Genomic DNA, 12,852 nt, shown 5'->3' with positions numbered 1-12,852 from the left:
CCGTTATCGGCGTCGGAGACGCCTCCCACATCTACGGCCCTGAGAATAATCTTGTCAGACGCCCAACGCCGCCCGCTTCTCGGCGATGAACGGCAGGTGGTGCGGCAGGTGGCGCACGGCCCTCTCGAGCAGCGTGGCGAGGGTGACGGCGCCCTCCTCGGAGTGGTTGCCCGTGCGAGCGAACGCCTCGGGGGGCGTGGCGTGGAGGATCCGCGCCATCTGGCGACGCTGCAGCGACAGCAACTCGATCTCCTCGGCGGCCGAGCGGGCGTGGCACGGCAGACGCTCGATCCATCGCGTTTCGTCCGAGTTCGGCAGGGGCGGCCCGCACTCGGCGATCACCCACTTCATCCGGCAGGCGTGCACGGCGTCGCTGTCGACCAAGTGGCAGACCACCTCGAGCGTGCTCCAGCGGCCCTCGACGGGTCGCGCGGTGAGCTGGTCGCCGCTCATACCGGCGACCGCCTCGGCCAGCAGCTGGGGGCCGGCCAGGTATTCCTCGAGCAGCGAGTCGATAGGAAACATCGGCGGGGCGCCTCGGTCGGGAGAAGCGGGCAAGAGGGACAGGACGGTGGCATGAGCCCCCCGGCCGCCGCAAGGTTCGCCCGAGAAAGGCTTAAAAAGCAAGAAAACCGAGCCGGGGGCTAAGCCGATTGCTGCTGCGATCGATGGCAAGCAGCTTCTGTCCTGCCCAAGAGGGGGGCACGGGCGACAAACGCTCAGTACGGCCCTTCTTACGCAGTTGAGGCTAACCACTTGTAACGCTTCCGTATCTGACGCACCCGGGCTCGAACCGATGCGGCTTCATCGTTTTCTGCCTCTCGCAAGAGGGAGTCGACGTTGTGCCGCAAGGCTTTGCGTTGGTCGGCAGTTGCCGCCAGCACGCTGATAGCCCAGGCACGGACCAGTTTGTTGTCATCAGCCAGCAGAGTCGGCAGCAACTTCTGCAGAGCCGTTATCGATCTCGCCGGCAGGCTATGGTCGGCTAATATCTGGAGCAGGTGAAGTCGAACTTCCCAGTGAGCGGCCTTTTTCAGAATTCTGACGATACTCTCAACGGATCTCTCAACCGGTAGAGCACCTTCATCATGCCATCGTTTAAGAATCCATGTTGCCCCGACTTGAATTCTTGCTTCGTCGTGCTCCGCCATAACGAGTAGCTGAGACACCGATCCGTCGTTCCGCGGCAGGGAGGCATCCAGTCGCTCTAGCACAGCTGTCCGCTTGCCATCAAACTCCCGCAACGATACAGCCAGATTCACTTGAGGTCCCTCCTAAACAGCGGGCGACGCTTCTTGTGCAGGATAGGGGAGGGCCGAATCAGCGTCGAAGTTTCACGCCGAGGCGTGATCCTGCGATCCATCGCGTGACTGAGGCGGTCGATTTGAGCTTGGCAGAACTCCCCTGCCCACAGCTGCGACCGAGCGTATGGGAAACCAACGCAGGGCGGGCAGTAGTGACATCAGCACAAAGAAGGTGAAGGCGTAGATCTTCGAATAGTCAATCTCTGCACGGTAGAGTCGGGAGAAATCATCGTCGCTAATTCGCTCCCCTCCATTCGCTGTGAGTACAGCGATTGCCAGGTCGCGTGGTATAGGCACTGACACGAACCTAGCGCTTCCATCGGCGAACGCCACGTTGAAGCCCTGCGGGCTAGCACGTGGTGGAGGCTTGTCGAAGAAGCCAGGCTTCCCCCAGCTAAAGTGACGTCCCGAAGGCACCACCTGAAAATCCGTTAGTAGGGCAAGCGCCTGACCGAACTCGATATCGGTTGGGTTACTCCAGGCAACGCCTCTATCTAACTGTTCGATAAGAAGAATTGTACGGCTAGGATCATCGCTGATCGTGTCACCTGATGAAAGAACTCCCCAAGCAGTCCTTGGCCCTACAACTGCAAAGTAACTGGTGGTGGCATCGCTGAGGGCACGCGGTGAGTTAACCCTACAGTCATCGTTATCGCAAGAATATTCAGGTATTAGGTGGCTGCGAGCGGCCTTGTTTGCCTCGCCATTCCAAGGCTCGTCCAACCGATACTGGCTTCTCACCGACTCGTGGCCCAGATACGGAAGCAGGTGTGTTCTCCAGCTATGCACACTTGGGTCGATAGCTCCCGTCCGTGCTTGACGTAGACGGTGCGATTCTTCCGACGCGTATCGCAGTAACGCACCCGCGGTCGTTCGGATATTTACTCTGCAACGCGATACTCGTTCAGGCTCCCGAGATCTCATTGCTGCAGGAATCATGAGTGCTAACAAGATCAGCAGAATGAAGACCAATAAACCTCGTTCGACGAGTGTAGATGCTGGGTAGAGCACTCCCCAAGAAGCTAGAACGACCAGTGCCCAGACGATCGCGAAGTGGTCGAAGGTCGCCAGTGCAGAGGCTAGCACCGCGATCACCCAGAGGATGGTCTGAATGCGAAACTTCATCGGCGGTTGGCAATTCGATTTGTCAGGAAACCGTAAGTTCGTAGGACGGGTGTGGTTCCATCGGAGTTAGACGTGGCTGTTCTTCCGGACTTACACCGACGGGACTACCCATCTTTCTGGTTGCCCTCGAAGTATGCAAGCACGCCATCCTACAGCGACAAACCCGAGTCGGCTTCATCGTTCGACGCAGTTTCCAGGATACCGCCCGCAGCAAAGGAGTGACCCTCATCGGTCGCGAAAAGATATTTCGCAACCGCCCTGCTTGGATCACTTACTCACAGCAAGTGGCACACGAATCGCGCGAAGACCAGTTGGGCCCACCGTGCTTAGCGGCCAGTAACCAGCGGGATCCCCATCGTGACCGGGCTAAATAAGACGGGCCCAAAAAAGAAAGCCGCCCCGGCGTGAACGCCGGGGCGGCTCTCGTGGTTGTTCTCGGGGCGCCGAGTGAGGGCCTGGGGCCGCCGTCGGCTTACGCCGACATCACTCAACCACCGTCACGCTCTCAGCCCGCGGGCCCTTCGGTCCCTCGCCTTCGGTGTATTCCACCGTCTGGCCCTCGCGGAGGTCGTCGAAATTGGCGCCGTTCACCGACGAGTGGTGGAAGAAGATGTCTCCCCCCTCGCCCTGGATGAAGCCAAATCCCTTGTCGGTCAACTTCTTAATCGTACCCTGCAACACGTCGCAACTCTCCTAGCACGAAACGAAAAAAACTCAAAATGGAACGTGGCCGGCGGCCGTGCTCTACCACTCAGGTCACGTTCGACGTCGCCTTGACACGGGGCGGCGTTGCGAGGGGAGTGCAGTGCTTCCTCGGGGCGGAGCGTCACCCGCCGCGATGCGGCGAGGGCAAGGGGAAGCGATTACGACCCGATGCCCATGAAGTGGCGCGCCCAGAGTGGCTCTGTCCGCCGTGGGGGCCTGCTGGCGATCGACGCGGTACGCGCCGGAAACCATAAGCAAGTCTTCACGACAGAGGGGGTCGAATCGAAAAGGAACGGTCGGCGCCGATGCGATTGGCGGCGGCTTGCGCCGCGATGCCCCCCGCAACGAGGTGATCGAGCCAACAACTGCCCGACCGGGTCGCCGACGAAGCGTCTCGCATCGCCTTACTACCCTAGCGATGAGAAGTATAAGAGCGCGGCCGAGTGGTGTCAATTTTACGCCTGCAAGTGTTCCTAGGGACAGGATTTATCGGAACGTATAGTCGGATTACGCCGTTTCTGCTGGGGGTTTTCTGCCAATCCGTGGCGGGGCGGCGACTGCCCCTGGCGGCGGGCCGCGAGCCCGTGATCCCAGCGGCCGCTGAAGTCGCCGTGAGGTGGGGGCTTCGGCCCTAAGGCTTTGGCAGGGACCGTTTTGGGACGGTTGAGGGCCCGCCGGGGGGCCGCTATAATTCCCGGCTTGTCGCAGGATGCGTGCCCCCACCGGGGCGACCCCGGCCCGCTAGGGGCCGCGACTTCTCGTTGGTCGCTCCACCTACGCCTACCCCCCACCTGGGAGATTTTACCGTGGCTATCAAAGTCGCCATCAACGGGTTCGGCCGCATCGGCCGCCTCACGTTCCGTATTCTGCAAGAGCGCTCGGACGAGTTCGAGGTGGTCGGTATCAACGACCTCACCGACAACAAGATGCTCGCCACCTTGCTGAAATACGACAGCACCCACGGCCGCTTCCCCGGCACGGTGGACTTCAACGACGACGCGCTGATCGTCAACGGCAAGCCGATCAAGGCGACCGCCATCCGCAACCCGGCCGAGTGCCCGTGGGGCGAGCTGGGCGCCGACATCGTGGTCGAGTCGACCGGCGTGTTCGCCGCCAAGGCGGCCGACGGCAAGGCCGGCTACGACACGCACCTCGACGCGGGCGCCAAGAAGGTTGTCATCAGCCAGCCCGCCAAGGACGGCGCCGACCTGACCTGCGTGATGGGCGTCAACGACGAGAAGCTCACCGCCGACATGAAGTGCGTCTCGAACGCCAGCTGCACCACCAACTGCCTAGCCCCGGTGGCCAAGGTGCTGCAGGACAACTACGGCATCGAGAGCGGTCTGATGACCACGATCCACGCCTACACGAACGATCAGAACGTGCAGGACCTGCCGCACAAGGACCCGTACCGGGCCCGCGCCGCGGCGATGAACATCATCCCCACCACGACCGGCGCCGCCAAGGCCGTCGGCCTGGTGATCCCCGAGCTGCAGGGCAAGCTCACCGGCTACGCCATGCGGGTGCCGGTCGTCACGGGCTCGGTGGTCGACCTGACGGTCAACCTGTCGAAGGCCACGAGCGTCGACGCGATCAACGCCGCGATGAAGGCCGCCGCCGAGGGCCCGCTCAAGGGCATCCTGGCCTACACCGAGGACCCGATCGTCTCGACCGACATCGTGGGCGACCCCCACAGCTCGATCTTCGCCGGCCCCTGGACCACGTCGATGGGCGACAAGTTCTTCAAGATCGTCAGCTGGTACGACAACGAGTGGGGCTACAGCTGCCGCACCGTCGACCTCTGCTCGAAGATGGGCAAGATGTGAGTCGGCTTAGCAACGATTGAACGATCAAGGCCGCGGCGGGATTACCCGTCGCGGCCTTTTTTGGTGGGTACTGGGCCGTGCGAAGCGAAGAGCGTGCCGCTCATGCGTGACCAATAGTATTTGATAAACGAGCGGCGCGGGTCCGTCCGAAACATTCTCCTCTTGTCTTACCAAGAAACACGGCTAAAAACGCGACCGGGTGGCTGGAGTGAGGGAACGTTCACTAGAACGCACTCCTCGGGCCTAGGTTCACGCTCTCTGCGGCGATCAATTGTCTGTGTAGCAGCCCGCCCGCCTGATTTCGACAATCGCTTTTGACCGCCGCGCTCAGCGGCGTTTCTTAGCCACTCGTGGTTTTGTTCGAAGTCGTTGCAATCAGTTCGATTAGCGGAGCACAGCGGAGTCCGTCGAAGACGGATAAGTCGCGTAAAGAAATTATTGGCCGCGCGATTAGTGGTTCTAAGGAAGGGAACCACGAAGGAACAAAGGAACGACGACGGTCCAGAGAAGCAAATAAGGGTGGCGGGGGCGCACCGCGAAGCGGAAGCCCCCGAGCGCCACAGGCCGAGTCTCGCTGCCTCGGGGGCTTCCCTCACGGGCGCCCCCGCCACCTGCTATGAGCGGTCCGCACAGCGGACCCCACTCGCTGGATCAGATCGGAATCCGTCAAAGGCCCATCCCCCACACGCCCCGGCGGGTTGCCCCGCCGGGGACCTGGGGGAAGTGTTGTTAGGCGTTCCGCCGACGGGTCACGCCAAGGGCGATCATCACGACTCCGGCGAGCGAAAGAGCCGTTGGCTCGGGAACCTGCTGCACGTCGATGAAGAAGCGGCCCGAGTCGCCAAAGGCGCTGGACTCGTCGACCAGGCGGAATTCGGCCGAGTACGTGCCGACCGGGGCGGCCTCATCGACCCACAGCACCGGGGTGAACGAGAAGAGCTCGTCGCCGTCGCCCAGGTGCACGTCGCCCCCGAACGACAGGGCGTTCGGATTGCCCAGCGTGCCGACACCGAGCAGCGGGGAGCTGACGCTCACCAGCTCCAGGTGGATGTGGGCGGTGTCGAACTCGGCGTTCCAACGACCCGAGCTGCTGTCGAACAGGACCTGCTCAAGAGCCCCTGCGCCGTCGAGCGATTGGACGTTGAGCATCTCGAGGTCGGAGTAGGTCACGCCAAACAGCGCCTTGCTGGTCATCTTGCCAGCGTAAACGCCGCTGCCCGGCAGGAGCGGCAGGGGCTCCTGACCGGTGTACCCCTCGGGCAGGCGGTTGTTGCTGTTCGTGTCGACGAGCGTGGGCGACGCGGCCGATCCGCTGTAAGTGTACTGCCCGATGCCGTGGTAGTGGCTGCCATGCTGCAAGAGCAGCGTCAGGCGGTTCTCGTTCGGGTTGTCGGGGTAGGCTCCGCCGCCCTCGCTGGCGGGAGCGTCGTAGGGCGTGTCTCGGCTATCGATGCCGATGTAATACTGGGCCAGCTCGGCGCGAGCGGTCAGCGGCGCGCCGAGTGCAAGGGCCATTGCGGCCGCGATCAAGGTAAAGCGGGTCACGTTCATGGGGTCGATCTCTCCTGGAAGAAATAGAAAGTGGGAGGGGCACAAGCCCCCTGCGCTTTGCTCGGCGTGCGGGAGAAGAAAGACGCGTCCGCCGGCCTTCTATACGCACAATGAAAGCAAATGCAATTCATGTGCATATTATCTTAGTGCAAACGGATTGCAATAGTGGCGATGCGAGAATCTGCGTTTGCGCAAGCGACCCCCTGTTCGCTCGTGACGCAAGCTGGAGAGCCGCCCGTGCCGCTAGTGAGAAGGCCCGCAGCGAAGCCCACAGCCCGGCAAGGACGAGGCATGCGACGCCGGATGGCGTGCCCGTGGGGGGCCTAGGAGAGAGGTCAACCGGGCGGAGGCAACGCCAAGCGGCTTCCCAGCCTGGCTGCCCGTGCCAAAAGGGCGCAGCGCGTCTGCTCAAAGAAAGAGAAAAATCTCTGGCCGCACTCTGCCAGGATAGGCCCTGCGCGCCCGTCTCACGCGCTCGCCCGGTAACCGCCGCTGCACAGTGTGCGGAACAGTTCGCAGCGGGCGTACAGCTCGTCGGCGGTGCCGATGTCGTCGATCACGCCGTGGTCCATCACCACCACCCGGTCGGCCAGGGTGAGCGTGCTGGGGCGGTGGGTGATGAGCAGCGTCGTGCGGCCGACGGTGAATCGCTTGAGCGCGTCGTGGATGAGCCGCTCGCTCTCCACGTCGATCTGGCTGGTGGCCTCGTCGAGGATCAAAATCTCCGGGTCGCGCAGGATCGCCCGCGCCAGCGCGATCCGCTGCCGCTGACCGCCCGAGAGCCGCGAGCCCCCGGGGCCGACGATCGTGTCGTAGCCGTGCTCGAGCTTGTCGAGCACGAACCGGTCGGCGTGGGCCTGGACGGCGGCCGCCTCGATCTCTTCGCGAGTGGCGCCGGGGCGGCCGAACGAGATGTTCTCCGCCACCGAGGTGTTGAACAGGTGGGCCTGCTGCGAGACGATGCCGATCCGCGACCTGAGGGCCCGCAGCCGCAGGTCACGCACGTCGACGCCGTCGATGCGGATCGCGCCGCCCGTGGTGTCGTAGAACCGCGGCAGCAGCGACAACAGCGTGCTCTTTCCGCAGCCGTTGGGGCCGACGATGGCGATCCGCTCGCCGCGGCGCACCTCGAGGTCGACGTTCTTCAGGACCGAGGCTCCGCCGCCGTAGCCGAACGTGACTTGCTCGAAGGCGAGCGAACGCCACTTGAGCGGGAACGACGCGGGCGCCGGCGGGTCGACGATCGTCGGCCGGCGGTCGAGCACCTCGAACACCCGGTCCGACGCGGCGCTGGCCATCTGCAGGCGGTTGAACACCTCGGCCAGCCGCCGGGCCGGGTCGCTCATGCCGATCAGCATGGCGAAGAACAGCGTCATGTGGCCGTGCGTGAGCGGGGTCTCGCTGATCCGCACACCGAACAGATGGGTCTCTTGGTTGAGCACCAAGAAGCCGCCGGCGAGCGCGGCGAGCATGACCATCATGATGCCGAGGTTCTCGGTCAGCGGGCTCACCAGCGCGTTGTAGCGGGCGATCTTCATCTGCCGCTCGTAGAGCGCCTTGGCCGAGTCGTGGAACCGGGCCCGCTCGGCCGACTCGAGCGTGAAGGCCTTGATCAGGCGGATGCTGGAGAGCGTCTCGGTGAGGGTCTCGAAGATGCCGGAGAGCTCCTCGAGCGCCCGGCGGTTGGCCCGCTTGAGCGACTTGGCCAGCGCGCGGACTGCGAAGAAAGCGATCGGCGCCACGACGATGGTGAGCAGCAGCAGCCGCCAGCTCACCCAGGCGGCGCCGGCGAAGCAGGCGATCATCTTGAGCGGCTCGCGCACGGCCTGCCCGAACAAGGTCTGGACGCCCGTGCCGACCTCGTTGAGGTCCGTGGTGCAGCGGTTCATCAGGTCGCCGCGGCCGCGTTCGGAGAACTCGCTCAGGTCGAGCCTCAGCAGTTGGCGGTAGTAGTCCTTGCGCAGGTTGAAGCAAGTGACGTGCCCCAGCCGCGCGACGCACACCAGGTTGAGCACCCGGAAGAGGTTCTTCAGAAGCGTGCCGATCATCACGTAGGCGCAGACGCATACGAGCGTCTCGAACGGCGTGCTGGGCAGCCAGCGCGCGGCGATCGGCCGGACCCACGCGTTCCACTCGAGCTTCTCACGGGTGTAGCCCGACTCGCGTTTCGAGTCGGCGATCAGCTGCCGCAGTCGGGGGTGCTGGTCGGGCGAAGCGTGGGCGACTTGCAGGCCGAGCTCGATGCGGCGCTGGGTGCGCTCGGCGAGTTCGGTCCGCTGAGTCTCCGCCTCGCTCTCGAGCCACTGGGGCACCGACTGGCCGCGCATCACCGCGTCGACCAGCGGCCAAACGGCCATCAGGTTGCTGGCCCACAGCACCGCGACGAACAGCGACGTCACGAAGCAGCCGGCCACAAGCCCGCGCGAACCGAGGGCCAGGCGTACTGCGCGGCCAAAACCTGTCATGCGTCTTCCGTGACGTGGGTGCGGCGCCGGGCTTGGGGCAGAGGCTTCCGTGCCTGCGCGCAAGCCCGACCTACGGGATCGGGTCTAATCTTGTAACACATCGGCACGCTCGGTCCAACGCCGACGTGACCCGTTGGGGTATGGCGTGTGCGGCGGGCGCCAGCGGCGCCAGCAAGCCGCGTCGATCCCTCTCGCCGAGGTGCGAAAAACTGGATTGCGCCGATTGCTCCGCCGATACCAGTCGTACCAGCTCTCGGGCAAGCCGCGTGGGGCCGATCGGTCGGCCGTTCCGGTACACGCACACGGCGCGGTGTCTGACGAGAGCGGAATGGGGGGAACCAAGATGAATCTCAAGTTAGCCGCGCTAGCGGCTGCGCTCGTTGCGACGAGCGTCGGCTGTCAGTCGGTCGGCGCGCCCGGCCCGCTGGCACACATGCAGGGCAACCGCTTCGCCCAGGGACCGCCGCAGGCCGTCTCTCAAGCCAGCTACCAAGGCCAGGGCATGCTCGGCTGCATGGACCAGGTCGGCTGCGGTGACAACTGCGGCGAAGGCATCGGCGGCGGGCTCTTCGCCCGCGGCGGTGGCGGATGCGGATCTTGCGACGGCTGCGCGACGGGCAACGGCTGCATCAACCACATGGTCGGCAAGGTGCTCGACTGTGGTCGCTGCGACTCGGCCTACGGCTTCACGCCCGGCCCGCCGTCGGCCCAAACCGCGTACCCGTACTACACGGTACGCGGTCCACGCGACTTCTTCATGTGCAACCCGCCCTCGATCGGCCCCAACTGATCGAAGCGAGAAGCAAGAGACACCGGCGTGAACGGAATCACGCTCAGCCAGCCGCCACGACGCAAGGATGCGTTGAGGGCGGCTGGCTTTGTTTCGTGGGGCGAGCCGTCGGCGTGAGCCGCCGGAGTTGCTCGGAGCGGGGCGGTGTGGCGCTAGCGGGGAAACTCCGGCGGCTTACGCCGCCGGCTCGCCTGCGCTGCGCTTAGAGCGTTTTTCGAATTGGTGTGGACGAGCGGGGAAGCGATTGGGGGCGTGGCGAGGAAGCCGAAGCAGGCAATGCGGTGCATTGTCGATGCAGGCTGACGAAGCCATGACGCCGATCGCGAGCCGAGCGTCTACACCAATGAGCAAACCGCTCTAAACTGCGATCAAACCTCGCCCGCCACGAGCGTGATGTTCTGCCCGCCGAAGCCGAAGCTGTTGCTCGCCACGGTTTTGCACTCGACTTGGCGGGCCTCATTCGGCACGTAGTCGAGGTCGCAGTCGGGGTCGGCCTCTTCGTAGTTGATCGTCGGCGGCGCGATGTTGTGCCGCATCGCCATCAGGCAGATGATCAGCTCCGTGGCGCCGGCGGCGGCGATGAGGTGGCCCATCATGCTCTTGGTGCTCGAAACGGGCGTCTTGTAGGCGTGCTCGCCGAGCGCCTGCTTCAGGGCGAGCGTCTCGACGCGGTCGTTGACGCTCGTGCTCGTGCCGTGGGCGTTCACGTAGTCGATCTCGTCCGTGTTCTTGCCGGCGTCCTTGAGCGCCATGTTCAGGCAGGTGGTGGCGCCGCGCCCCTCGGGGTGGGTGTCGGTGATGCGGAAGGCGTCGGCCGTCGTGCCGTAGCCCAAGATCTCGCCGTAGATCGTCGCGCCGCGTTTCTTGGCGTGCTCGTACTCCTCGAGCACGACCATCGCGGCGCCCTCGCCCAGCACGAAGCCGTCGCGGTGGCGCTCGAACGGCCGGCTCGCGCGGTGCGGCTCGTCGTTGCGGGTGGAGAGCGCCGTGAGCAGGTTGAATCCCGACACGCCGAACGGGTGGATCATGCTGTGGGCGCCGCCGGAGATCATCGCGTCGGCGTCGCCGCGACGGATGATCTCGGTCGCCTCGCCGATCGCCTGGCTGCTAGCGGCGCAGGCGGTGAGGCAGTTGAAGTTGGGCCCCTGGGCGTCGAACATCGCGGCCAGGTAGCCGGCCGGCATGTTGGGCTCTTGCTCGAGCTCGAGCTGCGGGTCGAGGTGGACGAGCCCCTGCTGCACGAAGACCGAGAGGTCCAGCTCGCCGCTCTCGAGCGCGGCGGTCATCATCTTGCTGAACGCCTGGAAGTCTTGCTGCCCCTCGCCGGCGCCGAGGTACACGCCAAGCCGCTCGGGCTCGACCGTGCCCAGCAGGCCCGAGTCGTCCATCGCCTGCCGCGCCGCGCCGGCGGCGAAGCGGGTGTGGCGGCCGCGGCCCTCCCACTCCTTCTCGTCCTCGCCCACCGAGGCGATCGACCAGTCGCGCACCTCGGCGGCGATCTTGGTGGGAAAGTTCTTGGCGTCGAACAGCGTGGTCGGACCCACGGCGCTCTTGCCGGCCACGAGGTTGTCCCACAGCTCGGCAACGGTGGTCCCCAACGGCGTGACACAGCCAACGCCCGTCACCACGACTCGATTACGCATCGCTAGCTCCGCTCGGTGATCGTAGTAAAGAACCACGAAGGAACAGCGGAAAGAGATAGAGGTCGAATCGTGGAAAGCGATTCTCAAGCCGATGGAGTCTGAACAGCCTTAGTTGGCAATCAGAACGTCATCGGCGTCGGAGACGCCTCCCCCAATTTTTCCTACGTCGTTCCGTTGTTCCGTCGTGGTTCGTCTTTTCTTAAGCAGAAGTACAGAGTGTCGGCAGGCCGTATTGCTCGGGCTTCATCGGCGTTCCGTCCGTGCGGAGGCCCACGCGGAACACGTCGGTCGTGTGCAGCCAGCGCACCAGGTCCACCGGATCGAACAGCCGGGCCGGCAGGCCGCGCTCGTCGCGGCCGGTTTCCGACGCCTCGGCGCCTTCTCCTTTCGCCAAGCGGGCGAAAAAGATCTCGGCCTCGGCCTGCTGGCGGTCGCCGATGTGGGCGGTCACCGTGCACTGGGCGCCGACGTCGACCCGGCGGCCGATCTCGGCCCGGTACACGAGCGAGTCGCCCGGTCGGGCGAGGCCGCTGAACGCGAGCTTGGTGAACTTGGCCAGCACGACCAGCTCTTGGAAGTCGTACAGCTCGCTCACCAGCAGGCCGGCCGTTTGGGCCATCCCCTCGGCGATCAGCGAGTTGGGCATCACCGGGTAGACGTCCCAGTGGTCGTGCATGTGGTCGTCGGCCAGCGACACGCCCTTGACCCCCACGGCGTGCGAGCCGGCGGCGTATTCGGTAAAGCGATCGACCCAGAACCAACGCATGGCGAACAGAGCTTAGTGAAAGGAAAGTTTGTCGCCGGTGGCGACCTTTGGTTCCCCTCCCCTGGATGGGGAGGCCCGTTGCCCAAGACGGAGCGGGGAGGGGTGAGGCGCTAGGTACTCGGTCTGATGTGGAGCACACCGGGTGCCCGGGTCATCCCCCCTCCCCGGCCCTCCCCACCAGGGGGAGGGAGAACGCGCAAAGCAGGCGGGGGGTCGCCGTGTCTCACACTCACGCCGCCGCGGCGAGCTTGTGCTCGACAAAGTTGCACATGTCTTGCACGGTGAGCTGCTTGCCGAGCTTCTGCACCTGCGGGTCGCTCTCGAAGCCGCTGAGGTCGGCGAACGGCATCCGCTCCTTGAGCTTGGCCAGGCCGGTGTCGTTGACCTTGCCGTCGGTCACGTACTCGCTGTTGGTGAGGATGTCCTCGGGGAACAGCTCGCCGCGCTCGATCTTGATGTTGAACGACTTCTCGAGCCGGAACACGATGTCCAGGAAGTCGATGCTCTCGGCGTCGAGGTCGCCTTGCAGGGTCGCCTCGGGCGTGACCTCGTCGTCTTCAACGCCCAGGGCGTCGACGAGAGCCTCTTGCACCTTGGCGAAAATCTCTTCTTTGTCGGGCATGGTAGGTTCGTACCTTCTCGGTGAAATCGTCCCTGGTTTCGCGGCCGGGGCGGCC

At 64.5% G+C, this 12,852-nt stretch carries 11 protein-coding genes; 2 read left to right on the top strand and 9 right to left on the bottom strand.

The genetic code is table 11. From position 1 onward, the window contains the following. Positions 1-54: 54 nt before the first annotated feature. The 4 genes from Mal64_RS12080 to Mal64_RS12065 all read right to left on the bottom strand — a co-directional run bounded on the left by Mal64_RS12080 (position 55) and on the right by Mal64_RS12065 (position 3,110). Positions 55-525, bottom strand: a complete 471-nt coding sequence (locus Mal64_RS12080; protein ID WP_146400442.1) for a DinB family protein — start codon at positions 523-525, stop codon at positions 55-57. Between the two features lie 209 nt (positions 526-734). Further along, on the bottom strand, positions 735-1,151 hold the full coding sequence (locus tag Mal64_RS12075) for a HEAT repeat domain-containing protein (RefSeq protein WP_146400440.1): 417 nt from the start codon (positions 1,149-1,151) through the stop codon (positions 735-737). Between the two features lie 183 nt (positions 1,152-1,334). Beyond that, the gene (locus Mal64_RS20460) at positions 1,335-2,228 is read right to left on the bottom strand and encodes a DUF1559 family PulG-like putative transporter (RefSeq protein WP_391570427.1); all 894 of its coding nucleotides are present in this window, start codon (positions 2,226-2,228) and stop codon (positions 1,335-1,337) included. A 684-nt stretch (positions 2,229-2,912) separates the two neighbouring features. Further along, a complete protein-coding gene (locus tag Mal64_RS12065) occupies positions 2,913-3,110 on the bottom strand; it encodes a cold-shock protein (protein WP_146400436.1) in 198 nt (65 codons plus the stop codon). A gap of 830 nt (positions 3,111-3,940) precedes the next feature. On the opposite strand from Mal64_RS12065, the gene gap reads away from it, so the two are divergent. Next, positions 3,941-4,960, top strand: a complete 1,020-nt coding sequence (gap, locus tag Mal64_RS12060) for a type I glyceraldehyde-3-phosphate dehydrogenase (protein WP_146400434.1) — start codon at positions 3,941-3,943, stop codon at positions 4,958-4,960. A 729-nt stretch (positions 4,961-5,689) separates the two neighbouring features. Here the strand turns inward: gap and Mal64_RS12055 are convergent. After that, positions 5,690-6,511 carry an all3515 family Zur-repressed PEP-CTERM protein gene (locus Mal64_RS12055; RefSeq protein WP_146400432.1) on the bottom strand — a complete coding sequence of 274 codons (822 nt, stop codon included), beginning with the start codon at positions 6,509-6,511 and terminating at the stop codon, positions 5,690-5,692. Positions 6,512-6,978: 467 nt separating this feature from the next. After that, the gene (locus tag Mal64_RS12050; protein WP_146400430.1) at positions 6,979-8,976 is read right to left on the bottom strand and encodes an ABC transporter ATP-binding protein; all 1,998 of its coding nucleotides are present in this window, start codon (positions 8,974-8,976) and stop codon (positions 6,979-6,981) included. A 343-nt stretch (positions 8,977-9,319) separates the two neighbouring features. On the opposite strand from Mal64_RS12050, the gene Mal64_RS12045 reads away from it, so the two are divergent. Continuing rightward, positions 9,320-9,766 (top strand): hypothetical protein, encoded by a 447-nt coding sequence (locus Mal64_RS12045; protein ID WP_146400428.1) that lies wholly within the window; start codon positions 9,320-9,322, stop codon positions 9,764-9,766. A 368-nt stretch (positions 9,767-10,134) separates the two neighbouring features. On the opposite strand, the gene Mal64_RS12040 is transcribed toward Mal64_RS12045, so the two are convergent. From Mal64_RS12040 to Mal64_RS12030, 3 genes are all read right to left on the bottom strand, one after another. Further along, positions 10,135-11,409, bottom strand: a complete 1,275-nt coding sequence (locus Mal64_RS12040) for a beta-ketoacyl-[acyl-carrier-protein] synthase family protein (protein ID WP_146400426.1) — start codon at positions 11,407-11,409, stop codon at positions 10,135-10,137. Positions 11,410-11,608: 199 nt separating this feature from the next. Continuing rightward, positions 11,609-12,175, bottom strand: coding sequence for a beta-hydroxyacyl-ACP dehydratase (locus Mal64_RS12035; protein ID WP_146400425.1), 567 nt, complete (start codon positions 12,173-12,175; stop codon positions 11,609-11,611). A 229-nt stretch (positions 12,176-12,404) separates the two neighbouring features. Further along, positions 12,405-12,797 (bottom strand): acyl carrier protein, encoded by a 393-nt coding sequence (locus Mal64_RS12030; RefSeq protein ID WP_146400424.1) that lies wholly within the window; start codon positions 12,795-12,797, stop codon positions 12,405-12,407. Between the last annotated feature and the right edge of the window lie 55 nt (positions 12,798-12,852).

It is taken from the genome of Pseudobythopirellula maris, assembly GCF_007859945.1.
GTDB classification, from domain to species: Bacteria; Planctomycetota; Planctomycetia; order Pirellulales; family Lacipirellulaceae; genus Pseudobythopirellula; species Pseudobythopirellula maris.
The sequence above is the reverse complement of the archived record's forward strand: the minus strand, read 5'-3'. Positions and strand labels throughout refer to the sequence as shown.